Source organism: Porphyrobacter sp. TH134 (genome assembly GCF_002855495.1).
Classification (GTDB): Bacteria; Pseudomonadota; Alphaproteobacteria; order Sphingomonadales; family Sphingomonadaceae; genus Erythrobacter.
Genome location: NZ_PKRO01000003.1, coordinates 25,507 through 52,070, shown reverse-complemented (window position 1 = coordinate 52,070; position 26,564 = coordinate 25,507). Strand labels below are relative to the sequence as shown.

18 protein-coding genes and 1 tRNA gene are annotated in these 26,564 nt (G+C 66.0%); 5 read left to right on the top strand and 14 right to left on the bottom strand.

Features of this window, described 5'->3' with window-relative positions; genetic code table 11:
* Positions 1 to 53: 53 nt before the first annotated feature.
* The 9 genes from C0V72_RS02255 to C0V72_RS02215 all read right to left on the bottom strand — a co-directional run bounded on the left by C0V72_RS02255 (position 54) and on the right by C0V72_RS02215 (position 8,354).
* Complete coding sequence (locus tag C0V72_RS02255) at positions 54 to 839, bottom strand: phosphoadenylyl-sulfate reductase (RefSeq protein ID WP_172438877.1); 786 nt, start codon at positions 837 to 839, stop codon at positions 54 to 56.
* The gene (locus C0V72_RS02250) at positions 829 to 1,284 is read right to left on the bottom strand and encodes a DUF934 domain-containing protein (RefSeq protein WP_101791591.1); all 456 of its coding nucleotides are present in this window, start codon (positions 1,282 to 1,284) and stop codon (positions 829 to 831) included. The genes C0V72_RS02255 and C0V72_RS02250 overlap by 11 nt, the downstream gene beginning before the upstream one ends.
* A complete protein-coding gene (locus C0V72_RS02245) occupies positions 1,277 to 2,905 on the bottom strand; it encodes a nitrite/sulfite reductase (protein ID WP_101791590.1) in 1,629 nt (542 codons plus the stop codon). Before C0V72_RS02245 ends, C0V72_RS02250 begins: the two co-directional genes overlap by 8 nt.
* Before the next feature lies 1 nt (position 2,906).
* Positions 2,907 to 3,206: a DUF2849 domain-containing protein gene (locus C0V72_RS02240; RefSeq protein WP_101791589.1), complete on the bottom strand. Its 300-nt coding sequence runs from the start codon at positions 3,204 to 3,206 to the stop codon at positions 2,907 to 2,909.
* Positions 3,203 to 4,030: a uroporphyrinogen-III C-methyltransferase gene (gene cobA, locus C0V72_RS02235; RefSeq protein ID WP_233999734.1), complete on the bottom strand. Its 828-nt coding sequence runs from the start codon at positions 4,028 to 4,030 to the stop codon at positions 3,203 to 3,205. The genes C0V72_RS02240 and cobA overlap by 4 nt, the downstream gene beginning before the upstream one ends.
* Positions 4,031 to 4,097: 67 nt before the next feature.
* The gene (locus tag C0V72_RS02230) at positions 4,098 to 5,111 is read right to left on the bottom strand and encodes a mechanosensitive ion channel family protein (RefSeq protein WP_101791588.1); all 1,014 of its coding nucleotides are present in this window, start codon (positions 5,109 to 5,111) and stop codon (positions 4,098 to 4,100) included.
* Entirely contained in the window at positions 5,111 to 6,298 is a 1,188-nt protein-coding gene (gene metC / locus C0V72_RS02225) for a cystathionine beta-lyase (protein WP_101791587.1), read from the bottom strand. The genes C0V72_RS02230 and metC overlap by 1 nt, the downstream gene beginning before the upstream one ends.
* On the bottom strand, positions 6,295 to 7,167 hold the full coding sequence (locus C0V72_RS02220) for a sulfurtransferase (RefSeq protein WP_101791586.1): 873 nt from the start codon (positions 7,165 to 7,167) through the stop codon (positions 6,295 to 6,297). Before C0V72_RS02220 ends, metC begins: the two co-directional genes overlap by 4 nt.
* 47 nt (positions 7,168 to 7,214) lie before the next feature.
* On the bottom strand, positions 7,215 to 8,354 hold the full coding sequence (locus tag C0V72_RS02215) for a hypothetical protein (RefSeq protein WP_101791585.1): 1,140 nt from the start codon (positions 8,352 to 8,354) through the stop codon (positions 7,215 to 7,217).
* 147 nt (positions 8,355 to 8,501) lie between these two features.
* On the opposite strand from C0V72_RS02215, the gene queF reads away from it, so the two are divergent.
* Positions 8,502 to 8,975: a preQ(1) synthase gene (gene queF, locus C0V72_RS02210; RefSeq protein ID WP_101791584.1), complete on the top strand. Its 474-nt coding sequence runs from the start codon at positions 8,502 to 8,504 to the stop codon at positions 8,973 to 8,975.
* Positions 8,976 to 9,058: 83 nt separating this feature from the next.
* Here the strand turns inward: queF and C0V72_RS02205 are convergent, their stop codons facing one another.
* Positions 9,059 to 11,251, bottom strand: coding sequence for a putative bifunctional diguanylate cyclase/phosphodiesterase (locus C0V72_RS02205; protein WP_233999733.1), 2,193 nt, complete (start codon positions 11,249 to 11,251; stop codon positions 9,059 to 9,061).
* Positions 11,252 to 11,561: 310 nt separating this feature from the next.
* Between C0V72_RS02205 and C0V72_RS02200 the strand changes: the two genes are divergently transcribed.
* From C0V72_RS02200 to C0V72_RS02190, 3 genes are all read left to right on the top strand, one after another.
* A complete protein-coding gene (locus tag C0V72_RS02200) occupies positions 11,562 to 17,039 on the top strand; it encodes an AMP-binding protein (protein WP_172438876.1) in 5,478 nt (1,825 codons plus the stop codon).
* 104 nt (positions 17,040 to 17,143) lie between these two features.
* Positions 17,144 to 20,842 carry an SDR family NAD(P)-dependent oxidoreductase gene (locus C0V72_RS02195; RefSeq protein ID WP_101791583.1) on the top strand — a complete coding sequence of 1,233 codons (3,699 nt, stop codon included), beginning with the start codon at positions 17,144 to 17,146 and terminating at the stop codon, positions 20,840 to 20,842.
* Between the two features lie 13 nt (positions 20,843 to 20,855).
* Positions 20,856 to 21,782 (top strand): acetyl-CoA carboxylase carboxyltransferase subunit alpha, encoded by a 927-nt coding sequence (locus C0V72_RS02190; protein ID WP_101791582.1) that lies wholly within the window; start codon positions 20,856 to 20,858, stop codon positions 21,780 to 21,782.
* An 11-nt stretch (positions 21,783 to 21,793) separates the two neighbouring features.
* Here the strand turns inward: C0V72_RS02190 and C0V72_RS02185 are convergent.
* From C0V72_RS02185 to C0V72_RS02170, 4 genes are all read right to left on the bottom strand, one after another.
* Positions 21,794 to 21,869, bottom strand: a tRNA-Thr gene (locus C0V72_RS02185).
* Positions 21,870 to 21,942: 73 nt separating this feature from the next.
* Complete coding sequence (locus C0V72_RS02180) at positions 21,943 to 23,433, bottom strand: porin (RefSeq protein WP_101791581.1); 1,491 nt, start codon at positions 23,431 to 23,433, stop codon at positions 21,943 to 21,945.
* A 121-nt stretch (positions 23,434 to 23,554) separates the two neighbouring features.
* Positions 23,555 to 24,439 (bottom strand): hypothetical protein, encoded by an 885-nt coding sequence (locus tag C0V72_RS02175; protein WP_101791580.1) that lies wholly within the window; start codon positions 24,437 to 24,439, stop codon positions 23,555 to 23,557.
* Positions 24,436 to 25,755, bottom strand: coding sequence for a replication-associated recombination protein A (locus C0V72_RS02170; protein ID WP_101791579.1), 1,320 nt, complete (start codon positions 25,753 to 25,755; stop codon positions 24,436 to 24,438). The genes C0V72_RS02175 and C0V72_RS02170 overlap by 4 nt, the downstream gene beginning before the upstream one ends.
* 114 nt (positions 25,756 to 25,869) lie before the next feature.
* On the opposite strand from C0V72_RS02170, the gene C0V72_RS02165 reads away from it, so the two are divergent.
* On the top strand, positions 25,870 to 26,526 hold the full coding sequence (locus C0V72_RS02165; RefSeq protein WP_101791578.1) for a PadR family transcriptional regulator: 657 nt from the start codon (positions 25,870 to 25,872) through the stop codon (positions 26,524 to 26,526).
* Positions 26,527 to 26,564 lie beyond the last annotated feature (38 nt).

Genomic DNA, 26,564 nt, shown 5'->3' with positions numbered 1-26,564 from the left:
GAAACGTGGCGCTTGGCTGATAGCGGTCCCGGATCAAGTCCGGGACGACGATTCTAAAGAAACGGCTCTTCGCCCGGCTTGTGGATGCCGCATTCGGTCTTGTCCCAGCCCTTCCACCGCCCTGATCGCGGGTCTTCGCCCGGCGCGACCTGCGAGGTGCAGGGCGAACAGCCAATCGAGGGGTAACCTTGGGCAATCAGCGGGTGGCGCGGCAGGTCGTGCTGGATGAAGTAGCCTTCGAGCTGGCCCGCATCCCAATCGATCAGCGGGTTGATCTTGAGCCGCCCTTGCGCGTCGCTGGTGTCCACCTCGAAGCGGGGCAGATTGGCGCGGGTTGAGGACTGGAAGGATTTGCGGCCCGTGAAGCTGGCATCGTAATGCGCCAGCGCTTTGGCCAGCGGCTTGACCTTGCGGATTTCGCAGCAGCCATCCGGATCATAGGACCAGCGCAGGCCGGTTTCGTCGCGCTTGGCCAATTCCTCAGGCTCCGGCGTCAGCACCACCAGATTGAGGCCGAGCCGGCCCACCAGTTCATCGCGATAGGCCAGCGTTTCGGGAAAATGCTTGCCCGTATCGAGGAACAGCACCGGCACGGCCGGATCAACGCTGGCGATCAGATGCAGCAGCACAGCGCTTTCCGCACCGAAGCTGGAGACGACCGCCAGATCCCCCGCGAGCCCATCGCGGATCACCGCTTCCAGCATTTCCTGCGTCGATGCGCCCCGGAACATGCGGTTCAGGCGCACCGCATCATGTTCGGTAAAGCGCGGCGCGAGGTCGAGGATGTCGGGCGTGCGCGCGATCATCCCGATCTTTCCGAGGGAGACGTCAGGCTTCATGGCGCTTGTCCGCGATGGTCCGGCGCGCATCCGCTGCGCGCTGGTACACGTTGTCCCACGTTGCGAAGGCGCGGCGCGCGTCTTCCTCGTCGAGGCGCTTGTCGGGGGCGAAGCTGTCGAACCCGCAGCGGCGCATGTGGCTCAATTGGTCGATCAGCACCTGACCCACGGCGCGCAGCTCGCCGGTGTAGCCGGCCTCGCGCAGAATGCGCGCCGCTGAATAGCCGCGCCCGTCGCCAAAGCTGGGGAAGTTGACCTCCACCAAAGCCAGCCGGTCGAGGAAGGGCAGCAGCAACCGCGCATCATCGCCCGGCTCAATCCGGACGGCGGCCGCGTTGGTCTGGTCGCAGCAAGCGTCAACGGTGACGGTGCCGTGATCGACCGCCTCGTCATCGCGGAAGCGGAATTGCACTTCGTCGGGCGAGGTGCCGAGATTGTCAGCCATAAAGCGCCTCCTTGAACGGCTCCATGCCGATGCGGCGGTAGGTGTCGAGGAAGCGCTCGCCTTCGGCGCGGGCTTCGAGATAGACGTCGGTGACCTTCTCGACCGCGGCGATCACGCCGTCCTCGTCAAAGCCGGGGCCGGTGATCTTGGCGAGGCTGACATCCTCCGCCTCCGACCCGCCCAATGAGAGCTGGTAATTCTCGGTGCCCTTCTTGTCGACGCCGAGGATGCCGATGTGGCCCGCATGGTGGTGCCCGCAAGCATTGATGCAGCCGGAGATTTTCAGCTTCAATTCGCCGATCACTTCGGTGCGGCCCGTTTGCGCGAACCGTTCCGAAATGCGCTGGGCCAGCGGGATCGAGCGGGCGTTGGCGAGGCTGCAATAATCAAGGCCGGGGCAGGCGATGATATCCTCGATCGTGTCCATGTTGGGCGATCCGAGACCCGCTTCGTCCAGCGCGGTCCACAGCGCATGCAGATCGGCAATCCGCACGTGGGGCAGCAGCACGTTCTGCGTGTGCATCACCCGCAGTTCGTCAAAGCTGTATTGCTTGGCCAGCCGCGCCATCAGACGCATCTGGTCAGCCGTGGCATCGCCGGGAATGCCGCCTGCGGGCTTGAGGCTGATGACCGCCGAGACATAGGCGTCATGCTTGTGGCGGTGCGTGTTGCGATCCACCCACAGTGCGAAATCGGGGTCAGAACGGTCGAGCGTCTTGGGGCCCTCGACGAAGGCGGGATCAGCGAAATGCGCCGCAATCCGCGCCAGCTCCTCCAGTGGTGGCTCCACCCCGACGCTCAGCATATGGGCGAATTCTTCCTCGACCTGCCGGGTGTATTCCGCCGCGCCCAGTTCATGGACGAGGATCTTGATCCGCGCCTTGTACTTGTTGTCGCGCCGGCCGTAGCGGTTGTAGACCCGCAGGCACGCCTCGGCATAGGTGATCAGCTGATCGAGCGGCACGAAGTCGCGGATCAGCGGGGCGATCATCGGGGTACGACCCATGCCGCCACCCGCATAGAACTGCGCGCCGACTTCGCCGTCACGCTTGACGATGCGGATGCCGATATCGTGCAGCCGCATCGCTGCCCGGTCCGTTTCGGAGCCGATCACCGCGATCTTGAACTTGCGCGGCAGGTAGGTGAACTCCGGGTGGAAGCTCGACCACTGGCGCATCAGCTCGGCATAGGGGCGAGGGTCCACCACTTCGTCCGCCGCAGCGCCCGCGAAGTGATCGGCGCTGATGTTACGGATGCAATTGCCGCTGGTCTGGATGGCGTGCATTTCGACCCTCGCCAGATCGGCGAGGATATCGGCGGCGTCTTCCAGCTTGATCCAGTTGTACTGGATGTTCTGGCGCGTGGTGAAGTGGCCGTAGCCGCGGTCATACTTCTCCGCGATGTCAGCCAGCGCCTCCATCTGCCGCGCGTTGAGCGTGCCATAGGGAATGGCGACGCGCAGCATATAGGCGTGGAGCTGCAAATAGAGCCCGTTCATCAGCCTGAGCGGCTTGAACTGGTCCTCGGTCAGCTTGCCTTCGAGGCGGCGGCGGGCCTGGTCGCGGAATTCCTCGACGCGGGCATCGACCATCGCCTGATCATATTGGTCGTATTGATACATGTCAGATCACCCAGTCCCAGCCAGTCTTGTTGGCGGTCGGCACGGCGAGGTCGCGCCGCACGGTCGGGCCGAGTGCGCGCACCCGGTCCTTGATATGCGCGGGGCGAACATGGCCGCCCGCATCGATGGTGGCTTCAATGGCGTAGGGCACGTTGACGCGGCGCGCGGCTTCCTCGCGGGCGAGGATTTCTTCCGCGTCATCGCCGACATCGACGGCGTCGTCGACGAACAGCGACCAGCCGGTGCCGTTCCACCATGTGACAGCGCCCGAGCGCAGGTCATTTCCGGTGAGGATTTTCATGCTTCTTGCTCTCCGTCACCCCAGCGCAAGCTGGGGCCTAGGGCTTCAACGAAATGCGTTTGCCGCTCCAGGTCCCAACTTTCGCTGGCATCACGGCCTTGGTCGAACTGGCGCGCCGTCACCTCGCCGATCACGATCAGCGCCGGGCTTTTCACCGCCTCGGCCTCGACCAGATCGGGCAGCCCGGCGAGCAAGCCCCGCAACACCCGCATTTCCGGGCGCGCGGCGTTTTCGATCACGGCGACCGGCATGTCGGGGGCGAGGCCATCGGCCATCAGTTTCTCGGCGATCTGGGGCGCGGTGGAGACGCCCATGTAGATCACGAGCGTGCGGCCCTTGCCCGCGAGGCCGGACCAGTCCTGCTCGGCGAGGCCCTTGCATTGCCCGGCCACAAAACTGACGATGCTGGACGCGTCGCGGTGGGTCAGTGCAATCTGCGCCGCCGCGCCCGCGCCTTGCGCCGCGCTGATGCCGGGGACAACTTCGACCCGGACGCCTGCCGCGCGCGCCGCTTCCGCTTCTTCGCCGCCGCGCCCGAAGATGAAAGGATCGCCGCCCTTCAACCGCACCACATCGCGCCCCGCCAAAGCCTCAGCCACCAGCAGCGCATTGATGTCCTCTTGCGGCAGGGTGTGGCGAGCGCGCTGCTTGGCGACCGAGATCAGGCGGGCATCCGAGCGAGCGAGGCCCAGAATGTCAGGCCCGATCAGCCCGTCATGCACGATCACGCGCGCGGCCTCGATCAGGCGGACGGCGCGCAAGGTCAGCAGGTCCACCGGACCCGGCCCCGCGCCGACGAGATAGATAGTGCCAGTCTTGTCCATGACCGTGCAAATGGGCCAGCGCGTGCCCGCATGCCAGCGAGAATGGGTTGCCCGGCGCGTAGCGGAACTATTGCGCGGGGTCGGGCGGGTCCGCCCGGCGCGCTTCGAGCGCGGCGATCACCCGATCGAGCGCCTCGGTTCCCTGCAAATTGAGGTCGCGCTGGGGGTAGGGCAGCGCAATCTCGTGCTCCTTGAACAATCCCCACACATGCCGCAGCACATCGCTGCGCACATTGCCGACCCCTTCCTCGGGATCGTTGATCCAGCAGTGGATGGTGAAATTGACCGCATTGTCGCCAAACCCGTTCCACCACACTGTCGGCGGCGGCAGGGCCAGCACCCGGCGCGCCTTGCTGGCCGCCTGAAGCATCAGCTTTTCGGCAAGCGCCATATCGGCATCATAGCTGACCCCCACCTGCACCTGCACCCGCACATTGCGCGAGGAATAGGACCAGTTTTCGACCTGATTGATCATCAGGTTTTCGTTGGGGATCAGGTATTCGCGTTCGTCACGGGTCACCACGGAAATCGCCCGGATGCCGATCTTGCGGATCTGGCCGAAGGTCTGTTGCCCGGTCGGATCGCTCACCGCGATCACGTCGCCCGGCTTGATCGACTTGTCCATCAGCAAGATGATGCCCGAAATCAGATTGCCGAAGGTCTTTTGCAGACCAAACCCGATGGCAAGGCCAAAGGCGCCCGAAAACACCGTCAGGGCGGTCAGATCAATGCCGAGCAGATCGACGCCGAGAAAGAAGGTGATGATCCAGATGACAATCTGCGCGATCTTCTCGGTCAGCACGCGCTGGGTGTCATCAAGCCCGGTCAGCCGCCGCAGCGCGCTGCGCGTCAGCCGGGTGGCGGCCATCGCAAAGCCCAGCACCAGCAGCACGGCAGCAGCGGCAAACAGCACATCAAAGGCTGAAATGCGCCAGTCGCCGACCTCCACCGCCCAGCGATCAAGCTGGTTGAGGATGCCGCCGATGGTCTGGCTGCGTTCGGCAATATCCTCGCGCACGGAATCTGCGCCGCTGACATTGGGCGTTTCCGCCGGGGCCGGGACTGATGCGGGCACAGCCATCAGGCCTGCGCCAAGGCCTGCGCCAGATCGGCAATCAGGTCGCCGGGATCCTCCAGGCCGATCGCCAGTCTGAGCGCCGGCTGGCCGCCGGTGCCGGGCATGATGGTGCGGTAATCTTCCGGGGCTATCGGCAGCGCCAGGCTTTCAAATCCGCCCCAGCTATAGCCGATCCCGAACAGGCGCAGCGCATCGGCCACGCGGGCTGAGGCTTGCGGATCATCACTCGCCAGCACGAAGGCGAACAGGCCGCAGCCGCCGGTAAAGTCGCGGCGCCACAAGGCGTGACCGGGATCAGACGGCAGCATCGGGCACAGCACGCGCGCGACCTCGGGCCGGGTTTCCAGCCACGCAGCAATCTGCAAGGCCGAGCGGGTCTGCGCCTCCAGCCGTACCGCCATGGTGCGAAGCCCGCGCGCGGCCAGCGCGGCATCATCGGGCGAGACGACTTGCCCCAGTTCCTGCGCGGTGCGGCGCAGCGCGGTGTACCAGCGTTTGCCCGCACTCGCGCTGCCCATCATCAGATCGGAATGGCCGCCGACATGCTTCGACAGGCTCATCATCACGATGTCGCAGCCATGCTGGAGCGCGGCAAAGCCCAAGGGGCTGGCCCAGGTATTGTCGATCAGGCTGACCGTGCCATGATCGCGGGCGATGGCGGCAAGGGCGGGGACATCGCAAACCTCGAAGGTGAGGCTGCCGGGCGATTCGAGCCACACCGCCCTGACCGGATCGGCAAACAGCGCGCGGTAGGTGTCCACATCGCGCGGATCGAAAAAGCTGGTCGTCACCCCCATCCGCGTCAGCAGCCCGGTCGCCATGCTGCGCGAAGGGTCATAGGCATTGTCGGCCATCAGCAGCCGGTCACCCGGCTTCAGCACGGCGAGCAGCGCGCCCGCAATCGCGGCGACCCCGCTGGGGTAAAGCTGGGTGCCGTAAGCCCCCGGCTCGATCTGGGTCAGTGCCTCGGCCAGCGCCCATTGGGTCGGCGCGCCGCGCCGGCCGTAGAAGAACTGTCCGTCGGTGTTGTTGCCCCCCGCAGCGCGGCGATCGGCATCCTTGTCATAAAGGTGGGTCGAGGCGCGCCAGATGGGGGGGTTGACGACCGGGCCGGTCCACGCCTTGCGCCGCCCGCCGCGCACCAGCCGGGTCGCGGGCTTGAGATGCCCGTCATCACCGCCGCTGCTCATGCATCAGGCCCTTGCGCTTTGGGCGTTGCCGGATCGGCGCCCCATTCGCTCCAGCTCCCATCATACAGCATGGCTGTATCCACCCCGATCAGGTGGAGCGCGAACAACAGCACGCTGGCGGTCACACCGCTGCCGCAGCTGGCGGTCAGCGGCTGCGCCAGATCGATCCCGGCGGCGGTGAAGGCGGCGCGGATGGCATCGGGTGATTTGTAGGTGCCATCGGCGTTCAGCACCTCGGTGAAGGGCAGGTTCAGCGCGCCGGGGATCCGCCCCATCGGCAGGCCGTGGACCGGATCGACCCCGGTGCCATAAACCCGGTCGGCGCTGCGGGCGTCCAGCACCTGCTCGCTGGCGGTGCCGAGATTGGCGAGCATGTCGGCCTTGCTGCGCACCCGTGTGGGGGCGGCAAGGCTGGCGGGCGCTGCGGGGGGCGATGCTGGCGTTCCGCTTGCCAGCGGCAGGCCGTGTGCGCGCCACTGGCCCAAACCGCCGTCAAGAATGGCGATCTCGCCGCGCCAGCCGCTCGCGGTCAGCACAAACCACGCGCGGGCAGCCGTGCGGATCGCGCTGTCGTCATAAAGGATGATCGCCGCGTCAGGCGCAACGCCAAGGCCTGCCAGCCGCTCGGCCAACTGTGCCGGGGTGGGAACCGCGTAAGGCACGCTTGATCCGGCATCGAACAGGTTTCCCAGCCCAAGGAAGCGGGCACCGGGAATATGCGCTGCGGCAAATTCGCTGGCCGCATCGCGCCCGGCAGCGGGCAGGTGGTGCGAGGCATCGAGCACGGCCAATCCCTCGCCCGCCTTGCCACTATCGAGGTGATCGGCGAGCCATTGGGGCGATACGAGCGCTGAGGGAAGCTGGGTCATGCCCCAGACCCTAGCGCGCCCGGCCGCCTGCTGCCAAGCGCGCGCGTTCAGGCAGCGGCAGAATCCGGGGTGAGCGCGATGGGTTGGGCGATCAATCCCGCCACAGTCCCCGGCGGCTGGTCAAGCAGGATCGGATGCACCCGGCCGCTGGCGCTGGGCGTGCCGATCACGAAGCTGCGGGTCATGGCGCGCAGGCCCTGTCCCTCCAGCGTGACATGGGCCAGCGGGATGAACAGCGGCGTCGTGCCCTGCCGCAGCGGCGCGATGGCTGAAAGCGGCAGTTGCACCGTGCCGGTCAGGCTGCGCGCCTGATGCGGGCCGATGCGCTCGATCCCCACAAGGCCTTGCGCGGCGCCAGCGGACGGAGCGGCGCCCCCCGCTGCATTCGCTCCTGCACTGGCCCGCGCACAGGCGAGTTGCACGGCCGCCGACAGATCATTGACCGCGCGGTCGGAACGGTTGGCGATGGTCAGCCGCCAGCCGATGGTGAACATCATCAGGCTGCGGGTTGCCGCCGTAATCTCCAGCGTCAGGTCAAGCCGGGGTTGATCGTCTGCTCCCAGTGCTGCTTCGGATGAGCCGGTTATGGCGGGCGGGGCAGAGAGGCGCGGAGCCTTGGGCTTGCGCCGCCGCCAGGCCAGCACGCCTCCGCCTAGCAGCAACAGCGCGCCAAGCCCGCCTGCCGCATAGGGCCACCCATCGGGCAGCAGCGGCGCTGCCGGATCGGTTTGGGGGCCGGTGTCCGGCAGGTCAGCGGGAAGGCTGGCCGAAGGGGAGGGTGCCGGTGCCAGCGGCGCGGCGGCAGGCGCGGTCTCGGCAGTGACCGGCGGCAGTGCTGGCGGCGCGCCCGCCGCGTCCGCCGCGCGCGGCTGGGCGGGCGGTGGCGCGCTGGCAGCGGCACGCGGCTGCGGAGGCGCAGGCAACCTCGGCGGCGGCTGGCTGGCGCTGGGGGCAGGCGAAGGCAGAGGCTGGATCACCGGAGCGGCGGTCACCGCGGCGCGCGGCGGAATGGCGACCCCGGCGCGTTCGTCCGCGGGGCCAGCGGGCACCGGCGCGGGCGTGGGGGTCGGTTCGGGCAGGCTGAAAGTGCCGGATTGGTCCTGCGCGCTCAGCGATGCCAAAGGCACCCCGGCCAGCGCAAGCGCGGCGGCAATGCTTGGGGAAAGGCGGGCGGGCAGATAGGTCATGGGCGGCAACGCGGCTCGATAGGGTCGAAAAAGGGAGTGCGGTGTGCCGGCTGGGGAGCAGGCTTGCCGCGCCTCCATAGAGCCGCCCGCGGCCCCGCGTCCAGCTACACCCTTGCGCCCATCGGCGGAACGAGGCAGGTGCGCGGCATGCAAAGCACACCCGAAACCCCCAACCGCGCTCCCCAGTTTCTTGGGCGCGACACGCCGCTGCCCGCCTCGCCCGAAGAAGCGGTGCTCGATTACGTCCCTAATCCGCGCCCCGGCCTGACCTTTCTGGTGAGGTTTGTCTCACCGGAGTTCACGTCGCTGTGCCCGGTGACGAGCCAGCCCGATTTTGCGCATCTGGTCATCGACTATGTGCCGGGCGAGACGATCGTCGAGAGCAAAAGCCTCAAGTTGTTTCTCGGCTCTTTCCGCAATCACAACGGGTTTCATGAAGACGTGACCGTCGGGATCGGGGTGCGCCTGTTTGAAGAAATGCGCCCGCAATGGCTGCGGATCGGCGGTTATTGGTATCCGCGCGGCGGTATTCCGATTGATGTGTTCTGGCAATCGGGCCAGCCGCCTGAAGGCTTGTGGCTGCCCGATCAGGGCGTGCCGGGCTATCGCGGGCGCGGGTGAGCGGTTAGGCCCGGGTTAACCAGCCCAGACCCCGACGAGATCCCGCCCGCTGCATGTTTCACGTGGAACATACAGCGGCCGGTTCAAAGCCCCGGAGCGCTCAATTCCAGTTGCACGAATTTGGGGATCGTCTTGTTCGCATCGCGCCATTTGGCCAGCGGGAACGCCCCCGCGCCCAGCGCCGCCAGCGGGATGCCCGCTTCGGCCAGCGAGTAGGGCGAGATGCGATGGCGGGTCATGAACCCCCCGCTACCATCGTTGATCAGCGAGGTTTCGAACTGGAGCCCCTGGCTGTTCTCGGTCGCGTTCACCACCTTGCTGACCACCAGCTGCCCATGCCCCAGATCAAGCACCACATCGGTGCCGACCGGAACCCCGGCAAGGCCAGTGATGCGCGCGCCGGTTTTTGACAGGTTGCGCAGAATCACGTCGTAGTAGTGATCCTCGTGGATCAGGCCGACCTTGCGGAAGATGGTTATGCGTTCGGCCCGGTGGCGCGGCGGTCCGCTGGGGCGGAACAGGGCGGTGCCATCGGCGAATTGCGCCAGCACCTGTTCCTGGTCGAGCGCCTTGGAGAAGATATAGCCCTGCACCAGATCCGCGCCGCGTTCGCGCACCAGCGCCAGCTCGTCCATCGCCTCCACGCCTTCCGCCACGGTCTCCATGCCGAGCGCCTTGGCCAGGGCGACGATCGCGGTGATGATCGCCGGGTTGATATCGCCGTTTTCGGTGCAGCCGCGCACAAAGCTCTGGTCGATCTTGATCTTGTCGAAATGGCCGTGCTTCAGATAGCCGAGCGAGGAATAGCCGGTCCCGAAATCGTCGAGCGCAAGGCGCACGCCCAGCTTTTTCAGATCGCGGAAAGTCGCATCGACCGTTTCCAGGTCGCCGACAAACACGCTCTCGGTGATTTCCAGTTCAAGCCGCTGGGGTGGCAGGCCTGATGCTTCCAGCGCAGCGGCCACTGCCTTGCGAAGGCCGGGACGGATGAACTGCTTTGCGGAAACATTGACGGCAACGCGGATGGGGTCCGGCCATGCCTGAGCGTCGATGCAGGCCTGCTTGAGCGCGGCCTCTCCGATGCGGATGATCAGATCATCATTTTCGGCCACCGGGATGAATTGGGCGGGGCTGATATAACCCTGATCCTCGTCGTGCCAGCGTAGCAAGGCTTCAAAGCATTTGACCTCGTTGGTCACCGGATCGACCAGCGGCTGATAGGCCAGCCGCAATTCGTTCCGGTCCACTGCATCGCGCAGTCGGTCGCCAAGGATGGCGGTCTTCGATGCGGCGTCGCGCAGTTCGCTGGTGAAGAAGCAGAAGGTGCCGCCGCGGGTTTCCTTGGCGGAATAGAGCGCCATGTCGGCAGCGCGTGTCAGCTCGTCGGTATCGACCCCGTCATAGGGCGCCACCGCAATGCCGACCGATGTGCCGATGATCGCGCGCCGTCCGTTGATCTGATAGGGCTGTGAAAGCGATTGGACGATGCGGTTCGCCAGCTCGCCCAGCGTGCCGCGGTCATCCATATCAGGCAGCAGCACCTGAAACTCGTCGCCGCCCAGCCGTCCGACTTCGCCCGCATCCTTGACGATCGATTGCAAGCGCTGCGCTACCTGTTTCAGCAGCTCGTCGCCCGCCGGGTGACCCATGGTGTCATTGATCTGCTTGAAGCGGTCGAGATCAAGCATCATCAGCGCGCAGCTGCGTTGGCTGACGCGGAAGGCGGCGAGCATCGCGGTCAGCCGTTCGCCCAGCTTGCGGCGATTGGCGAGCCCGGTCAGTTCATCCACCTGCGATTGGCGTGCGACCTGGGTGTCGTAGGCATATTGCGCCGAAATATCGACCGCGCTGCCGCGATAGCCCTGAAAATCACCTTTGGCGTCAAGGAACGGGCGGCCATTCAGCCGCCACCAGCGCGTGCCGCCGCGCCCGTCGGATACCGCGACGATCTGTTCTTCAAGCTTGGAGCGGGCCTTCAGCTTGAAGGCGATGCTGCGCTGCTTGGCGCCGGTGCCCTCGTCCTCGACATCATGAAAGACCTTGCTGAGCGGCGTGCCGATCAATGCGCCATCAGGGTCGCCAAGATCAGCCAGGGCGCGCTGCGACAGAAAGCTGAGATGGCCATCGGCGTCGGTCGCCCAGAACATGCCGATGCCCAGTTCTTCGACCTCTCCGAGCACGACCGAGCGATCAGGCCGCGCTGGCATTGCCGGGGTCTGCGCCTCCGACCCCGAGCGATTGGGCTCGCGCGAAGATTTGAGAAAGCCAAGTGGCATGCCTCGTCCTTGTTCCGGACCCGAGAGCGAAAGGGGCGCTCGTCCAACCTCAAATTAGCTGAAACGTGATTGACAAAGCGTTACCGCAAGCAACGCATCCTTGCTCAGCGCCGAAGCGAAGGATTGTTACGACGAAGAGGCCGGAACCGTTACCGATACGCTGCGTTGTGCGCTTGGGTGGCCAAGTTGGCATTTTCTTGCCGACAAAGGCCGCCATCTGTAATTTTGCTGCATAAGGCTAAGTGTCAGGGATCACGCGCAGCCGATTTTAGCGACTACCGGGGGGGACGGCGTCATTTCTGTCGATACCATGCTAGCCAAGGCGCCAGCGGCGCTGACCAATTCCGTCCGCACGCGCAGCGATTGGGAGCGAATGCGCGCGGCGGCTCTGGCTGATCCGGGCGCGTTTCACGGTGCGATTGCGGCGCGTAACATGCATTGGTTTGTGGCTGATCTTGGCTCTTCCGGCGCGTGGATTGCCAAGGATGCAGATGGCCGCTGGCATGGCTGGGATGCGGTATCAGCCGCGCCGGTCAGCCCCGATCTGCCTGCCGACTTCACTCCGTGGGCAGCCGGGTTTGACGGTTCGAACGCCCCCCACTGGCGCTGGTTCGTGGGCGGTCGCACCAACGCGGCCTTCAGCGAACTTGATCGCCATGTGTTGGCGGGCCACGGCGATGAAGCCGCGCTGATCTTCGAAGGCGACCGCTGGGACATGAGCGCGAACGGCGGCAAAGGTGCGCCGATCGACTGCTTCACTATCAGTCGCAAGCAGTTGCTGCTCGAAGTGGCGAAATGCGCGGTTACGCTGGAGGGGCTGGGCCTCAAGCCCGGCGACCGCATGGCGCTCAACATGCCGAGCATCGTGCCGCAGATCTACTGGACCGAAGCGGCCAAGCGGATGGGCGTGGTCTATACGGCGGTGTTCGGCGGGTTCTCGGACAAGACCCTGTCCGACCGGATCGCCGATACCGGGGCGCGGGTGATCGTCACGTCTGATGGCAGCTACCGCAACGCGCAGGTCGCGGCCTTCAAGAACGCCTATACCGACCCGGCGCTCGACAATTTCGTGCCGGTGACGACGGCGCTGGAAATCCTCGGCGGGCTCGATCTGGAACTGCCCGAAGGCGGGCACGACACGATCCTCGACACGGTGCGCGAGGCGCTGGCGGGTGAGATCACGGTCGACCGTTCGGACGTGATGCGCGGGGTGGGCCGGGCGCTGATCAATCTCGGCGCCGAGGGGCGGATAACCTCTGCCGATGCTGCGCGGGTGCGGATCGCGATTGCCTCCAGCCTCGTCACCCTGCCGCCGCGCGTGGAAGCGGTGATCGTGTGCCGCCACACGCACCAGCCTGACATCATTTGGCGTGAGGAACGTGATCGCTGGAGCCATGAGCTGACCGACGCCGCGCTGGTAACAGTGCTGGAGAAAGCACGGGCCGCCGGGTTTGCGGTGCAGACCGAGGCCGATGTGCTGGCGCTCTCCGACGCCGATTTCGTCCGCGCGATCTGGGCTTCGTCCAAGCCGCTGCCGGTCGACGCCGATTATCCGATGTTCTTCATCTACACCTCGGGCAGCACAGGCAAGCCCAAGGGGATCGTGCATAGCCACGGCTATGCCGCAGGCGTGGCCGAAACGATGGCGACAAGCTTCGATGCGCGCCCCGGCGATACGCTGTTCGTGGTCGCCGATCCGGGCTGGATCACCGGGCAGAGCTACCTGATCTGCGCGCCGCTGATGACGCGGGTGACCTCGCTGGTGTCCGAAGGCTCGCCGGTGTTCCCGCACGCGGGCCGCTTTGCCTCGATGATCGAGCGGCACAAGGTCCGCATCTTCAAGGCTGGGGTGACGTTCCTCAAGGCGATCATGTCCGATCCGGCGAACCTCGCCGAACTGGAACGCTATGACATGAGCGGGCTGCGCGTGGCGACCTTCTGCGCCGAGCCTGTCTCGCCATCCGTGCAGGCCTTCGGGATGGAGCACGTCACCCCGCGCTACATCAACTCCTACTGGGCAACCGAGCACGGCGGGATCGCGTGGACGCACATGTTTGCGAATGACGATTTCCCCCTGCGTCCCGATGCGCACGCCTATCCGCTGCCGTGGATCGTGGGTGATGTGTGGGTCGAGGATGAAAGCGCTTCGGGCGGCGATGCGCCCTTTGCGCGTTCGGACGAGGGTGGTGTCTCCTGGCGTAAGGCCGATGTGGGCGAGAAAGGCGAGATCGTCATCGCCGCGCCTTACCCCTATCTCGCGCGCACTATCTGGGGTGATATCGCGGGTTTCAAGGTTGCCGATGGCCGCGTCGATCCCGCCTGGCGCGGCGATGCCAAACGTTGGGAAGAAGGCTATTGGCGGCGCTGGAAGGGCGCATGGGCCTACACCCAGGGCGATTTCGCGATCCAGCATGAGGACGGCTCGTTCTCGCTGCATGGCCGCTCGGATGACGTCATCAATGTCTCGGGCCACCGCATGGGGACCGAGGAGATCGAGGGCGCGGTGTTGCGCGACAAGGCGCTTGCGCCGGACTCGCCGGTCGGCAACGTGCTGGTGGTCGGCGCGCCGCACCGCGAGAAGGGGCTGACCCCGCTCGCCTTCGTGGTGCCGGCCCCCGGCCGCAAGCTCACGCATGAGGACAAGCGACGCCTGTTCGATCTCGTCCGCACCGAGAAAGGCGCGGTCGCTGTGCCGGCTGACTTTATCGAAGTCTCGCAATTCCCCGAAACCCGCTCGGGCAAGTACATGCGCCGCATGGTCCGCGCACTGGTGGTGGGAGAGGATGTCGGCGACGTCACGACGCTGCGCAATCCCGAGGCGCTGGACGAATTGCGCACCGTCATCAACGATTGGCAGCGCAAGCAGCGCATGAGTGACGAACAGGCGCTGTTCGACCGCCACCGCTATTTCCTCGTGCAATACAACACCGTGGCCCCCGGCAAGCAGGTGGCGACCGTCACCGTCACCAACCCGCCCGTCAATGCGCTGAACGAACGCGCGATTGACGAGCTGGTGATGGTCACATCGACGCTGGCGCGCGATGACAGCGTGGTCGCGGTGGTGTTCACCGGCGAGGGCACTTCGTCCTTCGTTGCGGGCGCGGACATCCGCCAGATGCTCGAGGAAATCCACACGGTCGACGAGGCGATGGTGCTCCCCAACAATGCGCACCTCGCCTTCCGCACGATCGAGAGCATGGACAAGCCCTGCGTCGCGGCTGTGCAAGGTGTGGCACTGGGCGGGGGCATGGAGTTCGCGCTCGCGTGTCATTACCGCATTGCAGAACCGGTGGCGCGTTTCGGCCAGCCTGAAATCCGGCTGCGCTTGCTCCCCGGATATGGCGGCACCCAGCGCCTGCCGCGTCTGCTCGCCGACCGGCGCGGCGCGGAGGGCCTGCGCGATGCGCTCGACCTGATTTTGGGCGGGCGGAGCATCACCGCTGAACAAGCGGCGGCGATCGGTGTGGTCGATCATCTGGTTGATGGCGCGCAAGATGCGCTGTCGGCCGCCCATGCCGCAGTACGCGATTTCGTCAGGAACGGCCCCGGCAGCGCCCTGGGCTTTGCCTTTGCGGAACGGCAGGCTGCAACAGTGCGCTGGGAAAGCGCGGCTGAGATCGATCTGGATGCGGTGCTGGAAGACGATTTCCTCCAGCGCATCCTGCGGCAGCTTGCTTGGGCGGGCCGCGATGTCGCGGGGGCGCGGGCGCTCGACGCAGTGCGCACCGGCCTCGAACACGGCATCACCCAAGGCACGGCGCGCGAGGCGCGGCTGTTCTCCGAGGCCATCGTCGACCCCGAGGGCGGCAAGACCGGCATCAAGCAGTTCATGGACAAGGTCGCGCCCCCGCTCCCGGTGCGGCGCGATGGCGTGTGGATCGACGCCGAGCATGAAATGCGGGCGCAAGCCTTGGAAGCGGCGGGCGATCTGCTCCCCGTCGGCGCGCCGTTCTATCCCGGCGTGACCCCGATCCCGAGCCACCAATACGCCTTCGGCATCGCCCGCGATCCCGACACCGGCCAGCCCCGCTTCGGCCCGCCCGCGAGCCATGAGAAGGAGCTGATCGTCAGCGTGCCGGAGCCCGCCCCCAACGAGGCGCTGCTCTATATGCTGACTAGCGAGGTCAACTTCAACGATATCTGGGCGCTGACCGGCATCCCGGTTTCGCCCTTCGATGCGCATGAGGAAGACGTGCAGATCACCGGATCGGGTGGCATCGCGCTGGTCGCGGCGCTGGGCAGCGAGACGCGGGCGCAGGGGCGGATCAAGGTCGGCGATCTGGTGACGGTCTATTCCGGCACCAATGACTTGCTCTCGCCGCTGGTCGGCCATGACCCGATGTATGCGGACTTCTCGATCCAGGGCTACGAGACCGAGACGGGCAGCCATGCGCAGTTCCTGACAGTCCAAGCGCCTCAGATGCACAAGGTGCCGCCTGACCTCACGCTGGAGCAGGCGGGGAGTTATGTGCTGAACCTTGGCACCATCGCGCGCTGTCTGTTCACCACCTTGCAGATCGCGCCGGGGCGGACTCTGTTCGTCGAGGGCGCGGCGACGGGGACGGGGCTGGATGCGCTGCGAAGCTCGGTGCGTACCGGATTGCAGGTGACGGGGCTGGTGTCCTCGGAGGAACGCGCGGCGTTCATCACCAAGGTGCAGGGCGCAGTCGGGGCGATCAACCGCAAGGATGCGCGGTTCGCTGACCTCTACTCGGTGGTTCCGGAAGACACATCGCAAGCGCAGGCGTGGGAAGCCGCAGGCGCTCCGCTGGTCGAGGCATACAAGGCGCTCAACGGCGGAAAGCTCGCCGACTATGTGGTCAGCCACGCGGGCGAGACCGCCTTCCCGCGCTCGTTTCAGCTGCTGGCCGAAGGCGGCACGCTGGCGTTTTACGGCGCATCATCCGGCTACCACTTCAGTTTCATGGGCAAGCCGGGCACGGCCAGCCCTGAGGAAATGCTCCGCCGTGCGGCCCTGCGCGGGGGCGAGGCAGTGCTGATCTTCTACGGGCCGGGTTCATCCGAACTGCTCGATGAAACCGGCCTCGAAATGATCGAGGCCGCGCGCCGCTTCAACGCTAAGAGCGTCATCGCCACCACCACCGATGGCCAGCGCGAGTTCCTGCAATCGCTGGGGCTGGAGGACGCGATTGAAGGGATCGTCTCCCTTGAAAGCATCCGCCGCCGCGAGGGGGCGAATTTCCACTGGCCCGACACCATGCCGCGCCTGCCCGACGCCAAGGCCGATATCGAGGTCTTCAAGGCGGCGGTGCGCGACTATCAGGACCGGGTGATGAAGCCCTTCGGTTCGGCGGTGGGCAAGATCCTGCGCTCGCCCGACAATCCGCGCGGCAGCCCCGATCTGGTGTTCGAGCGGGCCGGGCAGGACACGCTCGGCATCTCGACCTCGCTGGTCAAGCCCTTCACGGGCCGCGTGATCTTTGCAGAAGACCTGACCGGCTGCCGCTTCACCTTCTACGCCCCGCAGGTCTGGACCCGCCAGCGGCGCATCTACATGCCCACCGCGCAGATCTTCGGCACGCACCTGTGCAACGCCTACGAGGTCGCGCGAATGAACGACATGATCGCGGCGGGCCTGCTCGAAGTGACCGAGCCTGAGGTAGTGCCGTGGGACGGGTTGCCGGAAGCGCATCAGGCGATGTGGGACAACCGGCACACCGGGTCCACCTACGTGGTCAACCACGCGCTCCCCGAAATGGGCCTCAGAAGCCGCGACGCGCTGCTCGAAGCATGGGCGGCGCAGGCGAGCGGGGAACCGGACGGCTAGCTCGTGCATTGCACTTTTTGAAACGTTCTTCCCTCTCCTCCCCAGAGAATGAACGAAACGCAAAGCGAAGCGCTGCTTCGCGGTAATTCTGTGAGGAGAGAGACATGGCCAAACCGAAAGCCGTTGCCGCTGCGCCTGCTCTGCAAGGCGATATTCCGGGCCGCCTTGCCGGCAAGATCGCGGTCGTCACGGGTGCGGCGGGCAATCTCGGCGGGCATATCGTCACCCACTACCTTGCAGAAGGCGCAACCGTGGTCATGACGGGCCGCACGCCCGACCGCACCAAGGCGGCGGCCGAGGCGCTCTTGAAGGCGACCGGCGCGGACGCGGCGCGGCTCACGACGGTGGCATTGGATGGCGGCGACATCGCCTCGGTGCGGGCGGCGATTGCAGAGGTGGTGAAGCAATTCGGGCGTATCGACATTCTGGTCAACAACGCCGGCAGCGCCGGGCCCAAGCAGCCGATCGAAAACCTGCCGCTTTCGGCGGAGGAGCTGGCGGCGCTCCAGAAGACCGGCAGCACCGACAGCGAGACCGTGGGGCAGGCGCTGCGCAACATCTTCGGCGTCGCCTGGAACGTCGCGCGGGTCGCGGCGGAGCATATCCCTGAGGGCGGCTCGATCATCAATGTCTCGACCATCTTCAGCCGCACGCCTTATTACGCCCGCGCGGCCTATGTGGTCCCCAAGGCGGCGATGAATGCGTGGAGCCGCGAATTGTCGCTGGAACTTGGCCCCAAGGGCATCCGCGTCAATCTCGTCTACCCCGGCCCGATCGAGAGCGAGCGCATCCGCAATGTCTTCGCCGCGATGGACACTGCGCGCGGCGATGCGGCGGGCACCACTGCGACGCAGTTCTTCGACATGATGAGCCTCGAACGCGCAACGGGCGGGAACGACAAGGCCAAGACCTTCCCGACGCCCACCGACATTGCGACGACCTGCGTGTTCCTCGGCAGCGATGAGAGCGCGGCTTACAATGGCCACGATTTCGAGGTCACCCATGGGATGAGCGTGCGCAAGGAGCAACGCTCGACCTATCTGGCGCGCCCGACCATGCGTTCGATGGACGGTACGGGTTTGGCCGTGCTGATCGCGGCCGGCGACAATTTCGAAGAGGCGCTGGAAATCGCGCAAGTGCAGCTGGCCTGCGGGGCGGAGGTCGTCCTTGGCCTGCCGCGCGCAGCCGACGTTGCCATCGCCGAGAAGCGTTGCGCTGCGCTTGGCCTGTCCGACAAGCTCGCCATCATCCGCTTTAGCCGGAAAGACCCGGCGGGGATGGAAGAGGCGCTGGAGGATTACACCAAGGGCGGCACGCCGGTCAGTGGCGCGCTGTTCCTGCCTGCGCTGAGCGCGGGCGAATTGGCGGGCGCGATCACCGAGGCGGATGATTCTGTGGTCGAGGCGTTGATGGACGCCGAACTCGCCGGCAACATGGCGCTCGCCCGCACTATGAGCCGCTACTGGAAGCGGCACGACAATCTGCTGCAGCCGCCGCGCTTCGTGTTTGTCAGCCACGCCAGCGACGGGAAGGGCGACATCTATGGCCACATCCTGCGCGCTGCGACCGAACAGCTGATCCGTATCTGGCGCGACGAATCCGAGATCGACACCGCGCATGGACGTCGTCGGCAAGCGGAGTGGGGCAACCAGATCGTGCGCTTCACCAACACCGAAGCCGAGAACATCCGCTTCACCGCGGGCCACGCCGCGCGGATCCTGCTCAAGGAAAGCAAGCTCGGCGAGATCACGCTCTACGTCCCCGCCAACATCGGTGAGGCGACCGGCGCGCGCAAGGCGATGCCCGGCTTCTCCGAGAACATCACCGGGCTGCATCTGGGTAAAGTCGCGCTTATCACCGGGGGATCGGCGGGTATTGGCGGACAGGTCGCGCGTCTGCTGGCGCTGGCCGGCGGCAAGGTGATGATGGTCGCGCGGCGCGAAAGCGAGCTGGCTGTCGCCCGCGCGCGGATCGTTTCCGAGCTTGAGGACATCGGTTTCGCCGGTGTCGAGCGCCGGGTGCAGACCCTCGCCAATGTCGATGTCAGCAATTTCGAGAGCCTCAAGGGCGCGGTCGACGCGACGCTGAAGGCCTTCGGGCGGATCGATTACCTCATCAACAACGCCGGGGTCGCGGGCGCGGAAGACATGGTCGTCGACATGGGGGTCGACGCCTGGAATTACACGCTCGATGCGAACCTCGTGTCGAACTACTTCCTGATGCACCACGTCGCCCCGCTGATGAAGGCGCAAGGATCGGGCTACATCCTCAATGTCTCGTCCTATTTCGGGGGCGAGAAGTATCTTGCGGTCGCCTATCCCAACCGGGCGGATTACGCCGTGTCCAAGGCGGGGCAGCGCGCGATGGTGGAATCGATGGCGCGCTATCTCGGCCCCGAGGTGCAATTCAACGCGATCGCGCCCGGGCCGGTCGATGGGGATCGCCTGTCGGGCACCGGCGGCAAGCCCGGCCTTTTCGAGCGGCGCGGCAAGCTGATCCTTGAAAACAAGCGGTTGAATGCTGTCCACGCCGCCGCGATCAAGGCGATCCGGCGCGGGGTCAGGGTCGAGGCGGTGCTGGCGCGGCTCGCGCGCAATGACACCACCAAGATGAGCCACGACACCAACAACCCGCACGAACTGCGCGAACTGGCGCTGGCCTGCGCGCGCGAGGGCGATGGCACCTGCACCTGGGACCAGTACCTGCTCACCCCCGGCATCGCCGCCGCGCTGGTCAGCCGCCTCAGGCAGGCGGGCCTGTTCCTCGATGCGCCCGAATGGAACGACCGCCCGGCCACGCCCGAGGCTGACGCCGACTGGCTGCTTCGCGTGCCGCCCGAGGACGCACCCTTCCTGCCCGCCGACAAGATCGCCATCGAGGCCAAGAAGGTCGGCAGCGGGGTGCTCTCCAAGCTCTATCTCGGCAAGATGCCGACCGAGCATGACGTCGCGCAGGCCACGGTCTTCTTCCTCGCCGACCGCGCCGTTTCGGGCGAGACCTTCATGCCCTCGGGCGGCCTCAGCGTCGAACGCTCGACCACCGAGCGCGAATTGTTCGGCAGCCCCAAGCAGGAACGGCTCGATCAGATGCGGGGCAAGACGGTGTGGATCATCGGTGAACACCTTGCCGATTACCTCGCCGAAACCGCGCGCGCCTTTATCGAGGATTGCCATGCCGCCAACGTGGTGATGATCACTCGCACCGCCGAAGGCTTCGAGGCGATCAAGGCGCAGCTCGATGCCGAAACCGCCGAGGCGCTGACCTCGCTGGTGGTCTCGACCGATATCGAGGCCGCGATGGACGAGGCGCTGATCGCCTGGGGCCGTCCCACGACGATCCTTTCGACGCCCTTTGCCGCGCTTCCCGGTAAGCTGTTCGACACCGCCGATCCGCTCACCCCCGAGGAGTTCCGCCAAGTGGTCGAGGACAACCTCACCCACCACTTCCGCGTGTCGCGCCGCGCGTCCCTGTATGACGATTGCCAGCTGGTGCTGACCAGCCCGGACGTGCCGATGGGCGACAAGTCCCCTGCCTTTGCCCTAGCCAACTTCATCAAGACCACGCTCCACGCCTTCACCGCAACCCTTGCCGTGGAAAACGAGCGGCTGGTGCATGATGTGCCGGTCAACCAGATCAACCTCACGCGACGGGTGCAATCGGAAGAACCGCGCGATCTCGACGAGCATCTCGAAGAGGTCCGCCGTTTCGCCCGCGCGGTGCTGCTGGTTGGCGCGCCGCTGCCGGATGCGGAAGATTCGCGTTACCGTGCGCGGATCTATCGCGGCATGTCGATGACGGTGTGATAGAAGTGCAGGGATGATCCAGTACCTGCCCTTCGAGAAGCCGATCGAGGCACTCGACAAGCATGTGGCAGAGCTGTCCGCCCTGCCCGAAGGCGTGGCCGAGGCGCGGATGCTCGCCGAGCGGGCGGACAAGCTGCTTGCGGACACCTATGCGCGGCTGACCCCATGGCAGCGCACGCTCGTCGCCCGCCATCCCCAGCGCCCGCGGTTCGAGAAGCTGGTAGCGGGGTTGTTCGAGGACTTCCTGCCCATCGCGGGCGACCGAGTGTTCGACGACGATCAGGCGATCATCGGCGGCTTTGCCCGCTTCGAGGGGCGCAAGGTCATGGTGATCGGCCACATGAAGGGCGAGGATACGCCGGGGCGCCTCAGGCACAATTTCGGCATGGCGCGGCCCGAAGGCTATCGCAAGGCGATCCGGCTGATGGAACTCGCTGACCGTTTCGGCCTCCCCGTGGTGACGCTGGTGGACACCCCCGGCGCCTTCCCCGGCGTCGATGCCGAGGCGCGCGGGCAGGCCGAAGCCATCGCCCGCTCGACCGAGGCGTGCCTCGCCTTGGGTGTGCCATTGATCGCAGTGATCATCGGCGAAGGCGGATCGGGCGGCGCGGTGGCGCTGGCGGCAGCCAACCGGGTGCTGATGCTGGAACACGCGGTCTATTCGGTGATCTCGCCCGAAGGCTGCGCCTCGATCCTGTGGCGCAGCGCTGCGCAAGCGGCCACCGCGGCCGAGGCAATGCGGGTGACGGCGGCGGACCTCCTCAAACTCGGCGTGATCCACCGCATCGTCTACGAACCGCGCGGCGGCGCGCATCGTGATGCAGGCGAGACAGTCAAGCGCTTGGCGCTGGCCTTACGCGCCGAATTGGCCGGACTGGCAGCGCTCAGCCCGGCGCAATTGCGCCGTGAGCGCGAGGAGTTTTTCCTAAAGCTGGGGTGAGGGGTAAAACCTGGTGCCGGCTACAGGATTCGAACCCGTGGCCCCCTGATTACAAATCAGGTGCTCTACCAACTGAGCTAAGCCGGCACATCAATAGGTCGCGCCCTAGCGGCAAACGGCCGCGCCCTCAAGGGTCTGGCGGCTGCAACACGCGCCGTTTTCAATAGTTCCATTGCGCCTGAATGCGCAGGATCTGTCCTTCGGCTTGCCCGAGGCGGCGCTCGTCAGCTTCCTTGCGGGATGCCCAGCCGTAGGTTGCGGTCAGTTCAAGCGCTGGATCAAGGTTGAACTCGAAGCCCAGCTCCAGCTCTTCGGTCTCCAGCCGGGGCGCGTTGATCGCGCCTTTGAAGCCGCCGCGATAATACTGCCAGCGGGCAAAGGGATAGAACGGGCCGATCGGCGAGTTGTCGATCTTGGCCATCGCTTGCACATAGCCGCCATTGAGCGGGCGCTCTTCGATCCGGCCGCTGGCGGGGACGAATTCCGGCCCCGTACCCCAGTTCCATTCCGCCTGGATACCAAAGGGCTGGGGGTATAGGATCGCATGCACGCCGACGCGGTCATCCTTGAGCCCGGCCGGGCTGACCCCGCCGGTGCGGATTTCCGGGCGGATGGTGTTGCGCATGATCGCACCGCCCAGCTCCAACACTTGTCCGTCCAGCCCCAGACCGTCCAGTTCGAACGGCCAGGTCGCAAGGCCCACCAGCATCACGTCATTGTCAGTCTCGGTGCGGTTGAGGCCCTGCCCGTTGAAGACCCCGAACCCGAATGCGCCGTAATTGCCGAAAAGTTTCTGCCCATCATCGGCCAGCCGGTCCCAGATCGCCTGGACGCGCGGCGGGGTGTAATAGGCAACAATGCCAAGATCGCGCTCGCCCGGAGCGGCCGAATTGATCGCATCGGTCCGGTCCAGCGCGAGGCGGTTGGACGAGGACTGCATGTTTTCCCAGCCATAGGGTACCTTCGACTGGCCCAGCCGGATGCGGAAGGATTTGTCATCGAAAGGGAAGACATCGGCATACATGTCGCGCAGGGACACCGTCCCCTCGCGCCGCTCGCCCACCGACTGGTTGGATACAGCGGCGGCAAAATCGGGCTGGAAATAGAGCGATACGTGGTCGTTCAGATCGCCCTGGATGACCATGCGCAGACGGCGGAAACTGAAATTGCTGTCGGCGTTGACCGCGCTGTCGTGGATGGATCGCAGGCGCGAAACACCAGCGGGTGCATCGGCATCGCCGGAGACGATCTGGCTGAACCGCATCTGGGTGTAACCGCGCAGCCGCAGTTTTTCGTACCATGCCTTGCTCTTGGGTGCAGGCGCGGCAGCGGCGGCGAAGCTGGGATTGCCTTCCGGCACGGAGGCCGGAGCGGACGGCGCGGCCTGCGGCTCTGCCTGCGCCATCAGCGGTGCGGGCACCGCCATTGCCGGCGGGGGTGCCGCAGCAGGCGCGCTCTGCGCTGTCTGGAGCGCGGTGACGATCGCCTTCAATTCGTCAATCTGCCGTTGCAGATCGGCAATCGTGCGGGCCTGATCGTCCGCTGATACGGGGGCAGGGGCGCTCTGCGCCTGCGCTGCGGTGCTGCTGACGCTGGCCAGCAGGGTGAGCGCGATAACGGCAGGGGAGCAGTGCCTCGAAACGAACGACATGAACAAGTGCCTTTGCAGGTTGGCTGGCACCGCCGGGTGCCGACGACCGCGCCTCTATGTCGCTTTGGTGTCACTTGCGTGACAATTGTGACCACAATCGCAGTCCGGTGCGGCGGGCGGACTAAACCGCACCGAATGTCCATCCTTCGGTGCGGGCGATTTCGGCGGTGAGGCTGCTGGGGTGCCACAGATCGCCGATGGCATGGACATGGCGCAGCCACGCGGCGGTCAGCAGGGCGTCTGACGAGTGATCGTCGATGGCCCCGGTTCCGGCGACCGGCGGTGAGCCGAGCACGTCCAGCGCATCGTTCAGCGCGCCGTAGCTGCGCAGTTTGGTGGCGGCCCCGGTCACGCCGCCCAGCCGCGCCGCGACCGACGTGTAAATCTCCGTGATGACCGAGCCTTCGGCGGGCAACGGGTCAACCGGCCACACTGGCACTTTGCCGCCCAGCCGGTGCAGCATCCGCATGCCCGTCAGGCTTGATTTGCCGACCTGCGCTGCGCCCACGAGGTTGAAATTGCTCACCGGCCGCACGCCCTGCTGGCGCTGGGCGGCTTCGGCCACCCGGAAACGCCCCTCGCGCGTGGCGGCACCGGGGATGAGAAAGCGGTCGCCTTCCAGCCCCGCGCCGTGGCGGAAATAACGCGAGGCTTGCGGGTGGGTGACAAAGCCGCCTGCCTCAAGGTTCGGATCACCTTCGCACAGCGCGTCGATCAGCGCCCATAGCCCCCGCGCATCGGCGGGGCTGGCGTCCCAGCCGGGAAAAAACGCCCCCGCATCGGCGTGCGGCAGGCTGATCCCGAGATCGAGGCCCACCAGCGTTGCACCCGGCAGATCGCGTAAGCGCGCCAGCACGTCGCTACGCGCCCAGCCTTTGGGATCGGGCGGGGTGACCAGCACCGGCGGCCCGCCATCTGCCAGCGCGACTGCCACCGCGATGCCTTTCTGCCGCACGCCCTTGGCGCCTGACCAATCGACCGCGAGAAAATGCGTAAAGCCGGTCACCCGCGTTCGCTCCGCAGCTTGTCCCAGTAATCCAGCCGCTTTTTCACCTCACGCTCGAACCCGCGCTCCACCGGCGTGTAGAACCGTTCCGGCGTCATGCCGTCAGGCCAGTAATTGTCGCCCGAGAACCCTTCGGCCGTGTTGTGGTCGTAGGTATAGCCTTCGCCGTAACCGATATCCTTCATCAGCTTGGTCGGCGCGTTGAGGATGTTGGCGGGCGGGGCGAGGCTGCCGGTCTCCTTCGCGCTTTTCCATGCGGCCTTTTGCGCCGCATAGACCGCGTTGGATTTGGGCGCGGTGGCAAGGTAGAGGCACGCCTGCGCCAGTGCCAGCTCGCCTTCCGGGCTGCCGAGGAAACGGTAAGCCTCCATCGCGGCCATGCACTGCGGCAGGGCGTGGGGATCGGCAAGGCCGATGTCCTCCACCGCCATGCGCACCAGCCGCCGGGCAAGGAACAGCGGTTCTTCGCCCTCGGTCAGCATCCGGGCGAGGTAATAAAGGGCGGCCTGCGGATCGCTTCCGCGCACCGCTTTGTGCAGGGCGCTGATGAGGTTGTAATGCCCGTCGCGGTCCTTGTCATACACCGCCACGCGGCGTTGCAGGAACGCGCCGAGCGCCGCCGGGTCGAGCGGCTGGGCCAGCCCTGCGGCATATAAAGTCTCGGCCTGCCCCAGCAGGAACCGCCCGTCGCCATCGGCCCCGGTAATCATCGCGGCGCGCGCTTCCGGGGTCACAGGGAGGGGGCCTTCCAAACCTTCCGCCTTGGCGAGCAGCATCGCCAGCGCCGCTTCGTCCAGCCGGTTCAGCACCAACACCTGCGCGCGGGATAGCAGCGCGGCGTTCAAGGCGAAGCTGGGGTTTTCCGTGGTAGCCCCCACCAGCGTCACCACCCCGCGTTCGACATAGGGGAGAAAGCCGTCCTGCTGCGCGCGGTTGAAGCGGTGAATCTCGTCCACAAACAACAGCGTTTTGCGGCCGGTGCTGGCCGTTTTCTCGGCCTCGGCAAAGACCTTCTTCAGGTCCGCCACGCCGGAGAAAACCGCGCTGATCGCGGCAAACCGCATCCCCACCGCGTCCGCCAGCAGCCGCGCAATGCTGGTCTTGCCGGTGCCGGGCGGTCCCCACAGGATCATGCTGGCAAGGCGGCCAGCGGCGACCATCCGCCCGATTGCGCCTTCGGGGCCGGTCAGATGTTCTTGCCCCACCACTTCGGCGAGGGATTGCGGGCGCAGCCGGTCGGCTAACGGCGCATCGGCGGCGGGCGCGCCATCGCCGCGCGGAGCCTCGGGGGCGTCTTGTCCGAACAAATCAGCCATTCGTCGGGCGTGATAGGGCTTCGGGCGGAAAAGAAAACCTCATGCGCGCGCAGCCCTTGCGAAGATAGGTCTAAGATATATCTTTGATGTATCTTGAGCGTGAAGGAGGATCACATGACCTGGAACAGATATGGCCGCGGTGGCGGCTGGGAAAAGTTCGCTGAAGCAATGGCAACAATGGCGATGAACAACGCCGGCAACATGAACTTTGGCGGACCGGCCTTCGACAAGGGCTTCAAGGCGCGCTGGCGTAGCGACGGTGAGGCCGATGGCGAGGGTGATGAACGCGGCCCCGGCCGTCGTGGCCGGCGCGGGCGGATGTTTGCGCAAGGCGAACTGCGCCTCGCGTTGCTGGCCCTGATCGCGGAAAACCCCTCGCACGGGTACGAGCTTATCAAGGGCATCGAGGAAATGACCGGCGGCGCCTATGCGCCCAGCCCCGGCGCGGTCTATCCGACGCTGCAACTGCTCGAAGATGAAGGAGCGATCGAAGAGGCCGAGGCCGAAGGCGCGAAGAAGCCCTTTGCCGTAACCCGGCAGGGTCAGGACGAACTCGATACCCGTAAGGACGAGGTCGAAGAATTGATGCGCCGCCTTGGCCGTCACGGCGAACGCACCAGCACGGTCCGCTCGCACGATCTGTTCCGCGCAATGGGCAACCTCGGCTCTGTGCTGAAGAACCGTGCACGGGCGGGCAAGCTCGACGAGCGGACCATCAACGAGATTGTCGATATGATCGACGAGATGGCCAAGCGGATCGAACGCCTGTGAGCGATTGCGGTTGATGCAAGTTGGGAATATTCTCCCCC